The sequence below is a fragment of the Dictyobacter vulcani genome, from assembly GCF_008974265.1.
GTDB lineage: Bacteria > Chloroflexota > Ktedonobacteria > Ktedonobacterales > Ktedonobacteraceae > Dictyobacter > Dictyobacter vulcani.
This window is the reverse complement of the sequence record NZ_BKZW01000003.1, coordinates 1-19,078: the sequence shown is the minus strand read 5'-3', so window position 1 is coordinate 19,078 and position 19,078 is coordinate 1. Positions and strand designations below refer to the sequence as shown.

Here is a 19,078-nt window from a genome sequence, read left to right as displayed (position 1 = left end):
AGCTCCATGCTCGCCCCTATGGCCAGCGATCGCTCACTGTTTCGCTGTAATCCTGCTTTCGCGTTACCATCGTACGTCTACCAGGGACATGGGTTGGAGCTTCATATATTTCGTCATCGTTGGGTTCGATATGCGCCAGACGAACTCGACGATGGAGACGGCGTCGTTGGAAAAATTCTTCGTTTTCTTCTCCCCAATACTGTGTGGTTGGTTGGGGAATAGGTTCATAGGGCATATACCCCATTTGTCGCATACTGCGCCCATCTACCGCGGCAACAGGTGCGGCCGTGTGGAAAAGCTTGCTTCCCACCCGATAGCAGACTAAGAGCGCCATCACGACTAAAGCAAACCAGGCCATCAACCAGGATAGCGATTGGGCCAATAACAAGATGGCATCCATGCGTTGCGAACTGTGCAATTGACTGGCGAGCAATGGCCAGTCTCGATATAAGTCCCGCCAGGCTGTCGGCGGAAAACCACCAAGCCTGGCCACCACAAAGGCTCCCAGAATACACAGGATCAATGGATACATGAAAGACTGCAGCCAGGATGGTTGTGGACGTACATCCAGCAACGCCTGCTGTTGCATCCTCTTGAGCCTGCGCTCCGGACGCTCGACTGTTCCCCAGGTGTGAATAAGCACACCCGAGACCACCAGTAGACCACCCAGATATCCATCCAGCGGCAATACTTCATGGAGATAAAGATAAGCCACCAGGGCCCCAAAGATAGGTTCCAGAATATAGATAAAAGAGACCGTGACCGGTGAGATATATTTTTGCAGTAATACCGTAAATAAGGTCGGCAGAAAAATAGTGCCTAAACCGATATAGGCAATCACACCTATATCCCAGGGCATAGAGATATTGACCGTATGCCAGTCTCCGAAAAGCAAAGCCAGGAGATTCGCCCACAGCGCCATGGTCAGCAACTCAATCCCAAAGAGCGACCAGTAAGCCGACTGGTCACGCTGCTCATGATCCGCCAGAAACACATAGAAGGTACAGAGCATGCCACCAATAAAAGCGATAATCGCGCCCCGAGCTCCCCCCATCGATGCATTGGCCATCAACAATAGCGCCCCGGTCACAGAGACAATGCCAGCAAACCAGGTAGCCTTCGTGATTGGTTGACGCAGGAACAGCCAGGTAAAAATCGCTGCCAGCAAACCATTCAGCGAAGGAAAAAAAAGCAGTGCCAGTCGCACTGTTATATTTTAAGGCGACCGCCAGGGAAAAGAGTCCAAGGCACAGGCAGGTTCCTAATAAGAAACCACTCTTGACCGCCTCGCGAGTAATATGTCGCCTGGAGAAAATCAAAATACAGATCGCAGCAGGCACCAGCGTCATCATGGTGAGAAAAGTAAAGACAATGGGATCGATACGCCCCAGCATCGCTTTTCCAACAGAGTAATAGGAGCCAAAGAGAAATGTATTGAGCACAAAGGCGATGATCGCCAGCCATTTCAATTTCTTCACAAGGACACCTACCTTATAGTGCAGCTACTATTTTCACCATGAGTAAACATCTATCACTTGAAGTATTTCAATACATGAGATATGCAAAAATCATGGGGTGCATGGGCGTCTCAGATAGCTAGAGCGCAGCCAATCTGAGCAAAGAACTTAACAGGCGTAAGGCGGTAGGAAGCGGTGTACCGTATGATGATGTACGAGAAAGCAGAAACACCCAATGAGCGAACCTGTTCCAGTAATCCGATACGCTTCTCAAGTTCTTATTCACACACCCTGTCAAAAGTATACTTGAGGGCAGGCAAGCAATGGGGCGGATTCGTCTACAAATTGCCTGTGCATGCTAGCGGAGCAAAACTAGAAAGCCATTACAAATTTGGACCTGGTGACCGAGAATCTGTGTCAGCACATCGTCAAAATTTGGGACGCCTGATCATTCTAAGCAACAAAAACATACACACAGGTAGTACTTTGGGAGGGTTAGAGTATACTAATTCACCTCCTCGTAGTATAAAATATTTCTATATAGAAACGCACCAATCAGCGTAAATACTGTATAGCCTACGGGATTTTTGCTGTATTCTTGATCGCAGCTTGCATATCTTATAAACATTGGCATACTGCGATTCAAGGATAGAATAATTTCAACTTGGTTTAAAGAGTATACTGGTATTTTGAGAGGATCGCTGGCTAAAATTTTGGAAATTGCGGCAATTGTGATATTCTTTTGATTAAGTGAGTAGCATGATCACAATCATTATATGGTAGATAATAAGCGAGCAATATAGCACATATATTCCATAAATGATGGGAATTGGAGCAACATCATGGAGATATTTCCTTCGCATACCATTCATGACGTATCCATACAGAAAGAGCCACGCCAGGGTGTTATCTCGCGTGTTCGGAACCGCTTCTTCAAGCAGTCAGAATCATTACAGGCCAGGCAGAAAAGCAGGCCCCTCGGTCTGAATGTTGCGCAACGTACAGATGTTGGGCGCAAGCGCCAGCATAACGAAGATAGTGTGGCATATATTATTCCTAAGGATCAGCAGTTACTGGAACACAAGGGTGCGCTCTTTATCGTGGCGGATGGTATGGGAGGACATGCGGCCGGTGAGGTTGCCAGCGAGATCGCTGTCGATACGGTGTGTACGCTTTATTACCAGGATGCGGATACCGATGTGCCTGCCAGTATCACCAGAGCTATTCAATATGCCAATGCTACTATCTACCAGCGCGCCACGGAAAATGCGCAACACAGCGGCATGGGTACCACCTGTGTGGTGGCCGTCTTACGCGGGGCGACGGCCTATATTGCCAATGTCGGTGATAGCCGTGCTTATTTAGTTCATCGCGGCAGCGTACGACAGATTTCGCAGGATCATTCCTGGGTCGCCGAGCAGGTTCGGATGGGTCAAATGTCCGAGGAAGAGGCTCAACTGCACTCGATGCGCAATATTATTACACGTTCCCTCGGACCTTTCCCGGAGGTGGAGGTGGATGTATTCGTTGAGCCAGTTGAAGAAGGCGATGCCTTGCTACTGTGTAGCGATGGTCTCTGCGGGATGATCACCGATCAGGAAATCACCAGTATCGTGGAACAATTTGGTCCGCAGGAAAGTGTGTATCACCTGGTTGAATATGCCAACGCTCAAGGTGGGATCGACAATATCACAGCCATTGTTGCTCGTGTCTATCAACGCTAAACATAAAAACATCAACACAAGCTACCTGACCATGATAACTGGCTTGTTACTATCGCGCAGGATATTTACTATACATGGTCAGTTTGTGACCAGAAGCAGAACACTACGTCGTGCTCTGCTGTACTTAGAGTTGCGCTAAAAGCTGTTCAGCCTGTTTTACTATTTGTAAATGCTCTGACTTCCTGGCTTCTCCCCGGACCTGCTCAAAGGCCTCTCGTGCCTCTTGCGCTTGACCAAGCAACAAGATGATCTGGCCCAATGCCAGTTCCCCCTTCATACGGATCTCTGCCTCTACCCCCAGACCCAATGCACGCTCGATATCTTGCTGTGCATGTGACAGGAGGAGCGTCCGCTGCTTCTGACCTGGACGTGCCAGCATGGCCTGGGCAATCCGTATATTGCCAAGAGCAACCAGCGCCCGTCCAATACATGGTGCATTCGACACAGAACGAGCCACAAAAAAAGCGGTACGGATACAACGAGTGGCCCCTTGTAGATCGCCACGTGCCTGTAATATACCAGCCAGACCCGAGTTCCATTTGCTCATATACTGCGGATCTTCCAGCAGACTATTCAGCTTTAAGGCACTGTTGTATTGCGCCTCTGCCTCTTCGAGATTGCCGACAGCAGCCCCGAGTTCTCCCAGATTACTATGCACCAGGGATACTAAAGCCAGGTCACCAATTTTCTCTGCCAGGTTCAAGGCGCGTCGCAGCGCGGCATTAGCTTCCTCATACTGGGCCATTTTCAAATGGATAAAGCCAATATTGGTAGAGATATGCGCAATCTGCCGTAATTCGTCTGACTGCTCAAAAAAGGCCAGCGCTTTATTATGATATGCCAGCGCCTGGCTAAGCTGTCCCATATCGACCGCAATCGCGCCCATATGCCGCTGGATGCGTCCAAATAGCTCAGGATCACCTTCGATGATGCGTTGAATCTGAGTTTTGCACATCTTGCGATTAGAGGCAACAGGCAAGATACGTTGCGTCTGATCAGCTTCAAAGAGGGTAGCAGCTTCCTGCGCACTACTCAACGCCTGATCATACAAGCCCTCTGATTGATAGAGATTCCCTCGCGTATAGTAGAGGCGAGCCCAGACAGGGCCACCGGCAATGTTAGCGGCCGATAAAAGCTGCTCGCCTTGATCCAGGCAATCCCAGGCCTGACGGATATTCCCACGATAGCGCCAGGTCCAGCTGATTTGATCCCAGAGCAGGGCTTGAATCAGTGCCTCTTCTTGAGGATCCACAGTTGGTAGCGTATAGCGGCGGCGCAGCTCAAGAATACCAGTAAAAATTTCGCAGACCTGCCCATAATTGCCACCGCTGTTGACCGTACATTCAGCCAGACGCTCCAACAGAGAAATCAAACGCGGAACCGCCTCCGCTTCCAGGTCTGCTTCCAGATAATCAACCACTTTTTGATAATGGGTGGCTGCATCCGCATAAGCCGAAATGATATAGGCACTATTGCCAGCCAGTTCCGCATAGTGAGCAATCTTTTCGGCTTCGGCTCCGGCTTTCTCCAGGTGCATCGTGACGGTAGCCGCCACATCATCTTCGCGACCCTTATTCATATGCAGAATAGCATCGGCAGCCCGGCGATGCAGACGGGCGCGACGCATCGAGGATAAGCCTTCTTCATACAGATAGGTGACCAGCAAAGGATGCCAGAAATGATAGCTGATGCGGGTACCACTCCCCTCATCCGCAAGCACCTGTGCCTCCAGAGCCTCCTCTAATAATGGCAGGATCGTATCATCTTCGTCGATAACTGAACCTGTTTCCAGCATACAAATAATTGGTAGCTCGAATGAGCCTCCCAGCACGGCCGCATGGGCAAGCAATTCACGGCACTTCGGCTTCAGATGCTTCATACGATAGCCAAGGGCCTCTGTAATCGTCAGCGGCAAGTTTGCCGTTTGTGAACGGGCCAGTTCCTCAGCAAAGAAGGGATTGCCGCCCGCATACGTTTGAATATGGGTGACAGTCTCTTCAGACAATGTTGAGAGATTGGTCACCAGGAGCTTGATCTGCTCACGAGACAGTGGTTCGATATCCAGCGTTTTGATGGTGTGTTCGCGTTGCATCTCCAGGATGAGTTTACGCAGCGGATGCGAGACATCCTTGGGAACCTCACTCTCGCGGCAGGTGGCGAAAAACACGATGGGATAGCCTGTCAGCTGACGTGCCAGGTGTCCTAGCAATTCGTAGCTACTCACATCAGCCCACTGAATATCATCCAGGACGATCATCAGGGGTCCATTCTCGCTTGTCTGTTTGAGGAGCTCACTGACCGCGTTATAGAGCGTATATTTGGCCTGTTGAGGCAGGAGGGGATGGGGAGTCGAATCCGCGTCGATACCAGCCGGAAGCAGGTCCAGTAATCCAGGCAAGGTTGAGAGTGCGCGCAAAGACTCCATGCTTAACAGGGATACCACATTAGTGCTTGCGCTCAGGATCTTGCGCAGGGCCTCAATCCAGACGCGATAAGGGACGCCGCTCTCCTGGTTATAGATATGATTCCAGATTACGCTCCAGCCACTTTGCTGGGCCTCGCGTCCTACTTCCTCAGCGAGACGGGTTTTGCCGATACCTGCATCACCCTTCAAGAACAGCAACTGCGGCTGGCGCTGGGTATCTAATGGAATACTGCCTGCGCGACGCGATCCCACCAGCTGCAAGCGTGCGTTCTGCTCAATGTTCTGCAACATTGTCCGCAGAAGCTGCAATTCAGTATCGCGACCAATCAACCGACCGGAATGGATACGTCCAATCGGCTCATGTGGGGCCGAGGGAGTGAGGAGATGGCGCAAACCGGAGAAAGGCGACGCATGCTCAGAAGTCTTCCCCTGCTGCGGGGTTGTACTTAAACTCAGCGTGAGGGGCAACGTTGTCAGCAGATTTCCATTTGTCAGGCCTTCACCTGAACGCACCACCTGATACAGATTGAGCGTCTCCGGCGCTGGCGTCGCCTTGTAATCACGCGACAACGTATTCTCAAAACGTTGATAGGCCCGCAAAGCTTCACCACGGCGCTTCAGATACATCAACGCAATCATGAGTTGCTGAATTGCCAGCTCATTAGTCGGATCTTTTACCAGCAGACTATTCAGGACATTGATCGCCTGCGAATACTTATCATGCGCCATATGCCAGCTGGAGAGCGTCAGGAGAAGCTCTATCCACTTCCGGCGTAGAGCCTGCCGACGCGTCATAACCCATTCAGCACTGCGCTCTTCAGGCAAAAAATCACCACTATACAGAGCAATGGCCTTTTGGAGCAACTCTTCATACCCTGGTGACTGGCTATCAGTCTGCTCTACCTGCTCTACCAGCTTCTCAAAATCATCCACATCCAGCCAGACACGCTCTTGATCACCCAGAATAAACCAATCACCATCCGTCCAAAAGCGCTCAACTTGATCAGTCTGAGACACCTGTCCAGGCTTGACCGATGCATGTCCCAACACTTTGCGCAACACATTCAGGGTCTTATTCAGGGTATTTCTGGCCGTACTGACATCATCATTAGGCCAGAGGGCCACAATAGCCTGTGATCTGGTCGAACGTCGTCCTGGACAACAGATCAAATAGGCAAGCAAGGCACGAACGGAACGCTGCTGCCAGGCAGCATCATCAATGACATGCCAGCTACGATTTTTTTGCTTGCTACGCGCCTGAGCACGTTCCTCCAGTCGAAACTGGCCCAACGTTGAGATACGCAATACTGTATGCTCTGCCGCCGTTGGCTGCGAGGTAACAGAAGAGAGATTTGAGTCCATAGCACTATCTCCTGCAGTGGTAGATGGTGTTTCCGGATTTGATTGCATATCGGACGGAAGATTTTTGCCAATATAGGTGCGTGTAGTCTGCCCATTCACCGTCTGGTAAGCATACCAGTATGGACCATGTCCAATCCCCTCCCGACATCTTCGACACCGTGGCTTACCACAATACGTCACTTGCTGATGATAAGTGATCCTATTACCATGCTGGTCATGCCACATGCTCCTCTTTCAGATCCATATCGTTTTTGTATGCCACAAAATCTTTGCCAGAGCAAAAAAATGATACGGTGTTACAGATTGCTGCTACCAGAGCGCATTACGCCTAGACTCTTGAAGGTATCATATTATTTTAAAATCATCAATATTTTCGGGCCCCAATCTTTACGCCATCGTGCGCACTGGCAGCCTTGATCTACAGATTGATATCTATCTTCTTATCCCATAAAACAATTTTACTACTATTTTATTGAAAAATACAAAAAATAGGTACTATTATGACGGACGTAACGCCTTCTACTTTAACAAAAGGAACACATCCACTTCTTTTTTCTTTCTTTTCAACCCCGGACAGATTGTCCGGGTTTGCTTCCTCATGTTATTTCTATGCTAGCTGGAAAGGATGATTATGGCTTCTGGGCAAAACATATATAGACGGGAAATTGCAGATGATATTCATCCCATTCTCTGACAGCGGAAGCCAGGCAAATATCAAAGTACTCGGGAGCATAGTGAAAGTATGTCATAGAGACATCTTTGAAGGATTGCAAAGCAGCCGTCAGGTTTGTCGCCATCAGGGATCCCATGCGGCCTCCCCATTTTCCCACGGGCAAATACACCACCTTTTTATGCAGGTTAATCATACCCGCCCTCTTCAGGAGATCGTCCATTTTACTGCCTGAAAGCATATCATTACGTTGGATAGGAGCCAGTTGCGCCATATTATCCATCATCTGCGCGGTCATTGGCCCCATAGATTTTAATGGCTCACTGCCAGTATCAACCAGTTCAATCCATCCTCCTGGAGTCGTAATCTGCAAGAAATGACTGATAATCACAGGCCACTCTTGAGCAGGCACGGAGCCAAGCACAAAACGTTGATGGATAAAATCGAATGTTCCACGTGAGAACTGTAAGCGTTGCCGGATATCGCCTTTTATCAAACGATAATTCGCGGGCATATCCGGCCGTGGCGCCAACTCTAGATCCAATCCATAGATCTTTGCCTCGGGAAAAACGCGACAGACTTCACAGCCCCACAAATTTGTGCCACTGCCGACATCCAGAATCATATGTGGCTTCTGCATCGCCACAATCGGGGCCAGATAATTGCCGCCGAGTGCGGTGCGCAAAATAAAGTGCTGAAAATCCAAACGCTTGATCTCATTCGCATCTTTAGCAAATATATGAGACATATTTGAAGGCCTTACGCTCATGCCATTTTTCTGCACGGACCTCGAAACTGCTTGATCTATAATTGCCTGTTTGCCAGGCCGAAATCCAAACATAAAAGATAAGCCTTTCGTCATAGCACATATATTACTGGTATTTATTGTAAGGATTATAAAGCTTTAGAAGTTGAAAATGCATGTAAATTTCATCAAAAAAGCATTAATATATTCTAAAATTGCAATATAATTTTATCGACATTTTCCTTTTTAATATAAGGCATGGTTCAAATCAATGTGACACTTTGAACAGTAGTGCCAGGCCATAAAAAAGCTTTTTGAGCCTGGCAAGGATGATCTTTGACTTTCCAAACTGTCACATTGTTTCAAGCTCACCATGAACCATGCCTAAGAAGCGATAGTACTTTGTCAAACTTCGTTTGATGGGCTGTGCGCCCGCTACGCGGGCGGGAGGGGGGGGGAAATACCGGGGGCACAGCCCCCGATCCCCCAGTCAAGGGGCTCGCCGCCCCTTGCATCCCCGCCTCCCCATCACATAATGTCTGACAGTCTAATAGTTACGATTGAGTGATCTGCAGAACCGTGGGTAGCAAAAATCCCCGAAGGTTTCTCTTTCTTTCGGGGATTTTGAGGAATAGACGAAATGCTGTTAGAGGCAGGATATCTGGACCGTTCGCTGACGGGGACCATCAAGCTCAACCAGCACTATGCGCTGCCAGATGCCAAGTAACAGGCGACGGTTTGTATAGGGAATAACCAGGGAAGGCCCGATCAGGGAGGAGAGGATATGATCAGGAGCGTGTTCCGGATCATGCGGATGGCGATAGTTGAGATCAGGCAAAATGGCTCTTAAAGCATCCAGAAAATCCAGGTCCGTTCCTGGATCGAGATCAGCTGTCGTAATAGCACAGGTGGTGTGGGCCACAAAGAGCATGCAGAGACCGCTATCATTTTTGCCTTGCTGTACATATTCTTCAACCGTCTCGGTAATATCCTTGATCTCGTCTTTCTTCCTGGTATGAATAGTTAGCGTTTTCATTTGCGTATCGATTGTAAGCCTCCTTTGGATGTGAACATCGTGTGAATTATATAGGGCACACGTTGACGTGTCCAGAAACGCTTCGCCTTTCCGCTCGTCAATGTTTAGCGCTTCTTGCTCAGATGTCCATTGGTTGCAGTGGCTAGTAGTTTGTCATTGTTCAATTGATGGATAAAGGCGTTTGAGTTTGATGCGCGCATCCGCGGTGGTAAAACGCCAGTTGATCGTTACTTTTGCCTGGTTGCGCTCACGTTGCCAGGCATCCACCTGAGCGGCAAGCGCCTCTCTGCTTGGAAAGCGATCGGACAAGCATTGACGCGCTAAAATGGACAGTTCGATCTCGGCCATATTCAGCCAACTCCCATGCTTGGGCGTGTAGTGGATTTCTAGTTTCTCGGTCAATCGGCGGGCCTCGGCTGGTTCAAACGTCTCGTAAAACGAAGAGGGGGTATGGGTATTGAGATTGTCCATCACCAACACAATCTTGTCCGCATGGGGATACTGGACGTCAATGATCTCGCGCAAAAAGAGTGCCCAATCCTTTTTCGTGCGCCGCTTACTCACACGCACCTGACAGGTCCCGGTTTCGGGTTCCATCGCCACAAACACGCTGCACACTCCTTTCCGTTCGTACTCATAATCGATGCGTTCGGGTTCACCCGCTTCCATCGGAATCGGCTCGCGGGTATGGGCCAACACCTGTTTACTTCCCTCATCCATGCAGATCTTTGGACGCTTTGGATCATACGGACGCTGGTACACCTCCAGCACATCTTCCATATGATACACAAAATCTGCATTAGCCTCCGGGGGAATACAATACTGGTTCTTTAGCCACGGTTTGAGTTCATTTTTTTTAACGTCACCCACACCGTTTGGTGGCTGATCTGATCGACGTACCCCAACTGCACCAATTTGTCCGCGAGCATGCGCATCGTCCAGCGCTTTTGCCCTCCTTCCGTCTGACTACACGCGAGCGTGACCAACTGCGCTTCCAGTTCCCCATTCATTTTCCGTTTCTCCGGTCGTTCCGGCTGGGGACGCCGCACGAGTGCATCCAGCAGCCCTCCCTCCACAAAGCGTTGACGGACCCGTCCTACGGTTGCCGTTCCCACGCCTAGGGTTTCAGCAATCTGCTGATCTTCCCAACCCGCTCCATGCTCTCCTTGATCGGCTTTCAGTAAAATCCTCGCATGGGTCTGGCTGCGCGCTGAAGCTTTGCCTCCGGTGAGCATACTCTCTAACAGCTTGCGTTGTTCTGCGTCTAACTGGATGCTATACTTCTTCATGGATGCCTCCTTGAGATCGGTTTTTTGATTCGTGACTCAAGGATACTCCTTTTGTTCCCATTTATCAAATCAAGGATGACAGAGTACTAGTACATTGTCAAACTCCATGTGATGAGTTGTGCGCCCGCTACGCGGGCGGCATGGGGGAGATGGCCGGGGCACAGCCCCGATCCCCCAGTCAAGGGGCTCGCCGCTTGATCATGCCCCCGGCATGCTCGCTAGCATCCCCGCCTCCCCATCACATGATTTCTGACAGACTACTAGGGTGTGTTTGCAAATCATAACCAAAGCAGAATAGAGGCAAGCGTGACCATAGCCAGGAAGTTGACCGCCCGCTTCTCATAGCGGGTGGCTACTCGCCGAAACTGCTTGAGACGATTGATCGTGCGTTCAACGCGGTTCCGCTTTTTATATACGGCTCGGTTAAATGGCCCGGTGCGCGTCTCGTCGCTGCGGCGGGGAATCGTGTAATCAATTCCTCGCTTTTTGAGGTACCGCCGGATCTTACGACTACTGTAGGCTTTGTCTCCCAGGACCCGCTTTGGCCGTAGCTTGGGACGGCCTCGTCCTGCTCTCTTGACAGCCCCTTGCTCCATCAGGCATTCGAATTTGGTCGTTTCATGGCGATGTCCTGCCGTAAGCACAACCGTCATCGGTTTCCCTTGACCTTCCACTCGCAAATGCACTTTCGTGCTGAAACCGCCTTGACTCTTGCCTAATGCTTCTTGATTTTGATCCCCCTTTTGCTCCTGCTGCATGTTGGTGGGCACGAATCACGGTACTATCAACGCTATGCGTTTCCCAATCAATGTGGCCTGCGGCATCGCTTTGTTGCTGCAGGGCTTGCAGGACGTGCTGCCAGATTCCCGCCTTGACCCAGCGATAAAATCGGCTTGCCACGGTTCTCCACGGACCATATCGCTCGGGAAGATCTCTCCAAGGGGCTCCCGTCCGTAAAATCCAAAGAATGCCATTCAGAATCAGACGATGATCATGTGCTGGACGACCCACATGGGGCTTTTGCGGCGGCAGCAAGGGGGCCAGCTTTTCCCATTGCTCATCGCTCAATTCGCCTCTTCTCATACTCCTTTCTATCGGCTATTTGCAAACACGCCCTAGTGCTGCCGGCACGCCAGGACTGATTGGGCGAGCTGGATGATTTGCTGGTGGAGGTCGGCAGGCTCAAGTACTTCGACCTGGTTACCAAAGCTTAAGATATAGGCACATGCTTCATAATCATTGTCAAAGCGCAGGTGAAAGGTGGTCCAACCATGAGCATCGACGATGTCGGTTTGCTCGATACGAAATAATCTGCTCGATCCATAGATACGTGGCAAGGCTTCAGGACTCGCGTTGATGCTGGCTCGATAGCAACGTAGTGAGGAGGTAAAGTTCTGGGATGATTGTTTCCAGAAGGCGGCCAGGTCAAAATCTGGTGGCCGCACACACGCTTGCTCCAATAGTTGAACCGCCTGGATCCGCGACACACGATAGCTGCGTATCTGTTCATCAATCGCAGCCACAAAATACCAGGTGCTCCCTTTCGCCACCAGTCCAAGCGGATCGGCCAGGCGCTCGACCTGGTTGTCACCCCGTAAATAGGTAAAACAGATCTTGCACTCTTGCCAGAGCGATTGCTGAAGAAGGGGTAGGGCAGGAATAGCCTCTTCGCGATTATGCCATCCACTCCCATCGATATGTATGCGCTGGCTCACATATTCGGCATCACGACGATGCATAGCAGGCAAGACAGCCAGCAACTTGATCAGCGCCGCCTCAGAAGCTTTGTGCAGGCCAAGATCATTTAAGAGATGCGCTGGCTGAGCCAGGAAAAGGGACTGTATCTCCGGCTCGCTCAGTCCGGTCAGATTGGTCCGATACTCCTCCAGCAAACTCCAACCACCACCAGTACCCGCTCGGCCGTCACGGGAATACCAGAAATACTGAGTGCCTCCATATCTCTATGAATGGTGCGCTCCGATACCTCTAGCCGCTGCGCCAGTTCACGAGCCGTCATTCTGCGATATACTTGCAAAAGCAACATGATAGATAACAAACGATCTGCACGCATAGCACACTCCCCGCAATGGTTATACATTCGCTTCACTATTGTAATCCTAACAGATAAATATGACAACGTATGTCATGAATCACCAGCAACACTACAAGGTTTAAAAGTTTTAATAGAAAAAATACCTGTGTTTTTCTATGCCTGGATTTAGCTATTGTGTTACTATTACTAAGGATGCAGCCCGCATATCTTTAAAAGGATGGAAAATATACTTGAGTAATACAGATATCCAACAAAGCGAATTATGGGAAGTTTCGCGCCAGTTGATTGGCTTTGATACGGTCAGTGCTCATAGCAATCTGGAAGCCGTCGCTTATCTTGAAAACTATCTGAAAGAGATTGGTTTTAATGTAAAGATACTTGTCGATGATGTAGAGGGCGTAAAAAAAGCGTCAGTGCTGGCCTGGTATGGTCCGGCGGTGAGCAATGGCCTGATGATTTCGGGACATATTGATGTGGTTCCCTTCGATGGACAACCGGGCTGGAAAACTGATCCACAGGTGATGCAGACGGATGGCAAGCGCATCTATGGACGCGGCACCGCAGATATGAAGATAGCCATGGCACAGGCAATGGTCGCCGCCAAACAGGTCCTGAAACAGCAGCAGGATTTCAAGCGGCCGCTACTCTTTATTTTTACCTATGATGAAGAGGTAGCTGGCCAGGGTTCTGGCAGGTTGATCAAGATCCTCCCACAGTTCTTTAAAGAGACCTTACCAATGCCAGAAGTGGCCTTGATTGGTGAGCCAACAGAATTTGAGATTTTCCCGGCACATAAAGGATATGCCACCTTTGATCTGGTCGTGCATGGGAAAGGCGGCCATAGCAGCGTACCGAAAAAGGGCCTGAATGCCATTGAAAAGATGGGCGATGTGATCCAGATTATTGCTGGTATCGATGCAGAGCTAGAGGAACGCATCACGCCAGAAAACATCGAACTCTTTCCTGAGTGTCCTCCCTCTGCCTTCAATTGCGGCATCATTAATGGCGGTCTGGCGGGCAATATGATTGCGGACACCTGCAGATTGAAGATGAGCCTGCGTGTCTCACCTGGTGATAGCTCTGAAGAAATTATTGGGACGTTAAAAGAGCGCATCGAAAAGAAAGTGGCCAGCAAGATGCGCGAGTTTGATCCAGAATGCGATGTGGTGATTGAACATCTCCATTCCACCCCACCGATGAAATCGCCAATGCACACTTCGCTCAGTGCCCTGCTCAGTCGGGTAATGGAGAAAAAAGTCGTAACTGGTGCTCCTTATGGCACCGACGCAGGTAACTTCCAACACCTGGGCATAAACTCGTATATCTGTGGTCCTGGGGCCCTGGCTCAAGCGCATCAACCTAATGAGAGTATTCCCGTTGAACATTTCTTGAGCGGCCAGGAAAAACTGGAGCAGATTATCAGCGCCTGGTGCGTTAAAGATGAAGGCTCGAATTAAGGAGCATAAACCAGCGGACAAAAGAAAAGGACCACTTATGAAGTGGCCCTTTTTTTGCTGGCTCCCCGAATAGGACTCGAACCTATAACCAATCGGTTAACAGCCGATTGCTCTACCATTGAGCTATCGAGGAATGCTCTCACTGATGAAAATAATAATAAACGCTCAGCATTTTTTTGTCAATACTTTTTGAGACCTTTTTTTTTACATCTACTTTTTTCGGTTCAGGCGTATAATTTGTAGTAGATGAGCAAAAAAGACCAGGGGCAATTAATTATGTGCTTCAGTCATAAATAGAGATATAATTCAACCAGAACAATTACTTTTCCTGAATCTGGGGAGAACATTACAAACGTGAATACCTCTGAAAAAATCCTGCCGTCAATAATGAATGCATATCTAGATGGCGATAACACACTCCTGGTGGCACTGACCACGGGCGTTCCTCTACCGTATGCGATCAGCCATGTCACTGTTACTGATACGACCAGCAACCAGCAACTCGCAGTCAGGGCAGTGAAAAATGCTCATACCTATCATGCCAGTGTGGTTGGTGATCTGCAGCAATTGCTGGGTGCAGCCACTGATTGGAGTACAGAAGACGATCACACGCGCATGCACGAGGTTAACCCTGATCTGTATCAATATACAGCCACGCTTCCAGCCGGTAGATATCATTATAAAGTAGCCTTTAATAATAGTTGGAGTGATGTCATACCACATACCAACATTGGCCTGACCATACCTGCCGATAATACACATGTGACTTTTTCTTATGTGCCATTTGATCTCCAGACGCAGCAGCCCCATGTCTATGACTCGATTAATACTCCTGATGCCATCTTGCCCTCTAGCATGGATGTAACCACAAATCTGCTAGAGATAACCCTGGCTACAACTCCAGATGTAACGCATAGTCTGGCGTTACAGTTGCATGGTATGTCCGAGGTGCCAATCATTCCACGCCATATTCTGGATGCCGAACGCTTCATCTACGCTGGCAATGATCTGGGCTGTACCCTTACTTCAGATACAACCCGCTTTCGCCTCTGGGCCCCCGGCGCGGCCGATGTCCAGCTGCTCCTCTTCGAGAGTGAAACAGGGCCAATCAGCCAGCAAGTTGCTATGCAGAGAGCCGAGCAGGGACATGGACAGCCAGCATTGCACAGTCACTGGAGAACTGGTATTACCTCTACCTGATTACGGTCCAGGGAAAAACACACACGGCGGTCGATCCCTATGCGCGAGCGCTGGCAGTCAATGCAACCAGGACCATGATTGTCGATCTGGCCGGAACGCAGCCCGAGGGATGGGATACTGACCGGCATGTGCCGCTGGCGAATCCCGTGGATGCTATCATCTATGAACTCCATATACGTGACTTCTCGATCCATGAAAGCTCCGGTATGGTGTACCGTGGGAAGTTTTTGGCCTTCACAGAACACAATACCAGTAGTCCAGATCAACTTTCAACTGGAATCACCAGCTTAAAAGATCTGGGCGTGACCCATGTCCAGTTGCTACCCGCCTATGAGTTTGCCACCGTCGATGAGTTTAAAGATTATCAATACAATTGGGGCTATGATCCACGCAACTATAATGTACCGGAAGGCGCGTACGCCACGACTCCCCATGGAACTGCCAGGATTCATGAGTATAAGCAGATGATTAAAAGTCTCCATGATGCTCAACTGGGGGTCGTCATGGATGTCGTTTATAATCACACATTTGCCGTCGGGGATTCAGATTTCGACAAAATTGTCCCGCAGTATTATTATCGCACAGATGCGTTTGGACACTACACCAATGGTTCAGGCTGTGGTAATGAATTGGCCAGTGAGCGACCCATGGTACAGAAGTTTATCCGGGATTCGCTGATGTATTGGATGCAGGAGTACCATGTCGATGGCTTCCGCTTTGATCTGATGGCATTACTGGGAGTCGACACGATGCGCCAGATTGCGCAGGATCTTATTCAGATTAACCCCAATATGCTCCTCTATGGTGAACCATGGACAGGTGGGACATCGGCCTTAGCAGATCAGCAAGTATTCTTGAAAGGCAAACAGAGGGGTCTGGATATCGCAACCTTCAATGATCATCTGCGCAATGCACTGACTGGTAGCGTCTTTTCACGCGAGGCCAAAGGTTTTGCGACCGGCGATCCCAGTCGGATTGATGCCGTGAAGAAGGGCGTGCTGGGCAGTATCCATGATTTCACGGACCGGCCAGCGGAAACCATCAATTATGCCTCCAGTCACGATAATTTCACGCTCTGGGATAAAATTTCCGCCAGCAATAGTCAGGCCAGCGAGTCAGACTGCATTAAAATGGATAAGCTGGTGCAGGCGATTATTATGACCTCGCAGGGTATTCCTTTTTTCCAGGGTGGCGAAGAGTTTCTACGCTCAAAGGGAGGCAATGACAATAGTTATAATGCAGGCGATGCGGTAAATCAATTCGACTGGACGCGTAAAGCATTCCATAAAGATGTCTTTGAATACTATCGTGAGCTGATCCGGCTACGCAAAAACCATTCAGCCTTTCGTATGCGAACAGCAGAGGATATTCAGGAGCACCTGAAGTTTATAGATAGTCCACACAATACCCTGATCTTCCAACTTGGCCCACATGCCAATCAAGATAGCTGGAAACAGATCCTGGTGATCTATAATCCGACCCCCGCCACGATCCCCTTCAAGCTGCCAGCAGGTACGTGGATACTGGTCGGCTCAAGCGATCAGATCAGTGAGCAGGGTATACGCCAGGTTGCACACACCCTGGAAATTCCAGGCATTGCGTGCTTAATCCTGCATCAAGGCTAAAATCATCTCGCTTCGGATGCGCTACAAAGCAAAGAAATCGTGTCCAGATGGGCTGATGGATGGCCGGACGAAATCTGGGGCCAGCCAGGAGTTCACGGGAGAAAGATAGACCTGACCTGCCGCTGCCGCCCTGATCGCGGTACGCAGATCTGTGGCCTGGGCATTTTTGAGGAGATAGCCAATTGCACCTGCGCGAATAGCCTTGATAATGTCCAGTCCTGCATGGGTTTCAGTTAAAACAAGCACCTCTGTCGTGGGCAAATCTTGTCGGATGATGGCAGTAGCCTCAATACCATCCATAGCTGGTAGTTCAGCATCCATTAACACAACATCTGGTCGCCATCTGCGAGCCTGCTCTACGGCGTCCAGCCCGTCGCTGGCTTCTGCCACAATCTGGAGTTCTTCATCAGAGACAAGGAGTGCCCGTAAACCCTCTCGAACCACACGATAATCATCCACAATCAAAATACTAATCGTCATCAGAGCGCCTCCTATTCAGCCTGGTACTTGCTATGGTGTACGTTCTAAATGACAGTAGGTTAAAGCATATAATAGCGCCGCTGAAATATGCAAGGTGAGCAAGCAGCATGCTTTCTTACAATGAGACTGCTATACGTCTGCTTTGGCAAAATATTTATTTAGTTACGAGTCTGAAATTCTCCTTTTGCATCTTGATACACAGCAATAACGTGTACACAATAGCTATTTATTAGCTATAAAATAACTCAATAGGAGGACCAGTATGTCCGAAACTTATGATACTGGGGCAGACGCTTGCCGAGACGCGCACGACGAAAACAGGACGTTGGGTGGGGAAGATGTACATGATACGCGCGTGCGTCGGATCATAGAGAAAGTACTCTGGGTTATTGGTTTGTGTATTCTGGCCGGGGCCGCTTACTTTTTTCATTCCCATAAAGGACCCTTGCCAGGTGAGGTAGATTTTTCACGAGCGTACAGGCGATTCATTATCCATCCTGGCGCTTGCGATACTGACATTTTTCAGCACTTTAAACGATATTACGCCCTCGATCATCGAAGTCAGCGTTGTGTTTGTATTCTTCTTGCTGATTCGCTGGTGGAAAGATGCTCTTTTCTTCCTGTTAACTATAGGACTGGGCAACGGTCTCAACATTTTAATCGCTGATTATGTGGTACGCCCGCGTCCAAGTGGGAAACTCATTCATGTTTATACTCCACTCATGTTTAATAGTTTTCCATCCGCCATACAGAACATGATGTGGTTTTCTATGGCTCATTACTCTACATTACCTTTACCAAAGCCGTTCGCGAGTGGCGCTATCATTGGATCCTTATTCCTTTCCAGATCTTTGCTTTTGCGGCTATCCTGGGTATTGGCTATTCACGGGTATTAGAAGGTGAACACTGGCTGACAGATGTCCTTGGTGGCTATCTCTCAGAATGCTCTGGCTGTACTTGATGATCTCTCTCTATCGCTGGGTGACCGCTCTCCAGCGTAAGCATCAGTTGAAAAAAGAGCAGAAGCACGAGGAAACAGTGACCGCACCGGTACAAGTTAAAGATCATTTACTGCGTATACATGCCAAAGAAAATTTTTACACAGGTACAGAAAGCGCCCCTGACAATATCACCCAGGGGGCGCTTCTGTAACCTGTGTAAATGGTACTGGTTTAAAATTCTTCTGAGCAAACGGACGCGGGAGCCTTACTTCCACTGTTTTTCACCAGATTGGTATATAAAGCCTCTTTTGCAGCGCAGGTCCTGATGCGGTACCGCTCTCGACAATTGTCCCTGTCCTATGACCAGAATCAAGTTCGAGCCATGACGAACATACTTAAACGTGGGCGATAAAATCTGGTGCAAGGCAATGCTCAAGTCTGCGCCACCATTTGCTCTGTGACCACGTCCAGGTGCTGGTCGCTTTCATCCAGCAAGAGGATGCAGGTGTGGCCAATAGCTCGGCTAATGAGAGACGCTGCTCTGCCGACCGGAAACGCACTACCACCTTCTTTTAGAACGTCTCTATATTCCTATCTTCCATTTGATAATATCA

General features: G+C 49.4%; 15 protein-coding genes, 1 tRNA gene and 1 pseudogene. 5 read left to right on the top strand and 12 right to left on the bottom strand.

The window, feature by feature from the left end:
* Positions 1-16: 16 nt before the first annotated feature.
* On the bottom strand, positions 17-1,069 hold the full coding sequence (locus KDW_RS24275) for a DMT family transporter (RefSeq protein WP_151758528.1): 1,053 nt from the start codon (positions 1,067-1,069) through the stop codon (positions 17-19).
* A complete protein-coding gene (locus KDW_RS24270; protein ID WP_151758527.1) occupies positions 975-1,478 on the bottom strand; it encodes an EamA family transporter in 504 nt (167 codons plus the stop codon). The genes KDW_RS24275 and KDW_RS24270 overlap by 95 nt, the downstream gene beginning before the upstream one ends.
* Before the next feature lie 821 nt (positions 1,479-2,299).
* On the opposite strand from KDW_RS24270, the gene KDW_RS24265 reads away from it, so the two are divergent.
* On the top strand, positions 2,300-3,181 hold the full coding sequence (locus tag KDW_RS24265; RefSeq protein WP_151757407.1) for a Stp1/IreP family PP2C-type Ser/Thr phosphatase: 882 nt from the start codon (positions 2,300-2,302) through the stop codon (positions 3,179-3,181).
* 124 nt (positions 3,182-3,305) lie between these two features.
* Here KDW_RS24265 and KDW_RS24260 read toward each other — a convergent pair whose 3' ends face one another.
* The 7 genes and pseudogenes from KDW_RS24260 to KDW_RS33175 form a co-directional block, all read right to left on the bottom strand.
* A complete protein-coding gene (locus KDW_RS24260; protein WP_151758526.1) occupies positions 3,306-7,193 on the bottom strand; it encodes a DUF6788 family protein in 3,888 nt (1,295 codons plus the stop codon).
* A 404-nt stretch (positions 7,194-7,597) separates the two neighbouring features.
* Positions 7,598-8,386, bottom strand: a complete 789-nt coding sequence (locus KDW_RS24255; RefSeq protein WP_162005363.1) for a class I SAM-dependent methyltransferase — start codon at positions 8,384-8,386, stop codon at positions 7,598-7,600.
* 643 nt (positions 8,387-9,029) lie between these two features.
* A complete protein-coding gene (locus KDW_RS24250; protein ID WP_151757410.1) occupies positions 9,030-9,419 on the bottom strand; it encodes a secondary thiamine-phosphate synthase enzyme YjbQ in 390 nt (129 codons plus the stop codon).
* Positions 9,420-9,572: 153 nt separating this feature from the next.
* Positions 9,573-10,708, bottom strand: a protein-coding gene (locus KDW_RS24245) for an IS630 family transposase (protein ID WP_151757411.1) whose coding sequence is annotated in 2 segments (ribosomal slippage) — positions 9,573-10,288 and positions 10,288-10,708 — 1,137 coding nt in all. Because the reading frame shifts where the segments join, the coding sequence is not laid out codon by codon here.
* Between the two features lie 278 nt (positions 10,709-10,986).
* Positions 10,987-11,791 (bottom strand): annotated as a pseudogene (locus tag KDW_RS24240) (IS5 family transposase).
* 32 nt (positions 11,792-11,823) lie between these two features.
* Positions 11,824-12,600 carry a helix-turn-helix transcriptional regulator gene (locus KDW_RS24235; protein ID WP_198925520.1) on the bottom strand — a complete coding sequence of 259 codons (777 nt, stop codon included), beginning with the start codon at positions 12,598-12,600 and terminating at the stop codon, positions 11,824-11,826.
* Entirely contained in the window at positions 12,573-12,779 is a 207-nt protein-coding gene (locus tag KDW_RS33175) for a helix-turn-helix transcriptional regulator (protein ID WP_198925518.1), read from the bottom strand. The genes KDW_RS24235 and KDW_RS33175 overlap by 28 nt, the downstream gene beginning before the upstream one ends.
* 212 nt (positions 12,780-12,991) lie before the next feature.
* Between KDW_RS33175 and KDW_RS24230 the strand changes: the two genes are divergently transcribed.
* Entirely contained in the window at positions 12,992-14,218 is a 1,227-nt protein-coding gene (locus KDW_RS24230; RefSeq protein WP_162005364.1) for a M20 family metallopeptidase, read from the top strand.
* Positions 14,219-14,276: 58 nt separating this feature from the next.
* Here KDW_RS24230 and KDW_RS24225 read toward each other — a convergent pair.
* A tRNA-Asn gene (locus KDW_RS24225) sits at positions 14,277-14,351 on the bottom strand.
* A 221-nt stretch (positions 14,352-14,572) separates the two neighbouring features.
* On the opposite strand from KDW_RS24225, the gene KDW_RS24220 reads away from it, so the two are divergent.
* Positions 14,573-15,418 carry a pullulanase X25 domain-containing protein gene (locus tag KDW_RS24220; RefSeq protein WP_151758525.1) on the top strand — a complete coding sequence of 282 codons (846 nt, stop codon included), beginning with the start codon at positions 14,573-14,575 and terminating at the stop codon, positions 15,416-15,418.
* A complete protein-coding gene (gene pulA / locus KDW_RS24215) occupies positions 15,379-17,043 on the top strand; it encodes a type I pullulanase (protein WP_151758524.1) in 1,665 nt (554 codons plus the stop codon). The genes KDW_RS24220 and pulA overlap by 40 nt, the downstream gene beginning before the upstream one ends.
* Positions 17,044-17,064: 21 nt before the next feature.
* On the opposite strand, the gene KDW_RS24210 is transcribed toward pulA, so the two are convergent.
* Positions 17,065-17,523 (bottom strand): response regulator, encoded by a 459-nt coding sequence (locus KDW_RS24210; protein ID WP_151757415.1) that lies wholly within the window; start codon positions 17,521-17,523, stop codon positions 17,065-17,067.
* Between the two features lie 760 nt (positions 17,524-18,283).
* Here KDW_RS24210 and KDW_RS24205 point away from each other — a divergent pair.
* Positions 18,284-18,484: a phosphatase PAP2 family protein gene (locus KDW_RS24205; RefSeq protein ID WP_162005575.1), complete on the top strand. Its 201-nt coding sequence runs from the start codon at positions 18,284-18,286 to the stop codon at positions 18,482-18,484.
* Positions 18,485-18,859: 375 nt separating this feature from the next.
* Here KDW_RS24205 and KDW_RS31985 read toward each other — a convergent pair whose 3' ends face one another.
* Positions 18,860-19,024: a hypothetical protein gene (locus tag KDW_RS31985; RefSeq protein ID WP_162005574.1), complete on the bottom strand. Its 165-nt coding sequence runs from the start codon at positions 19,022-19,024 to the stop codon at positions 18,860-18,862.
* Positions 19,025-19,078 lie beyond the last annotated feature (54 nt).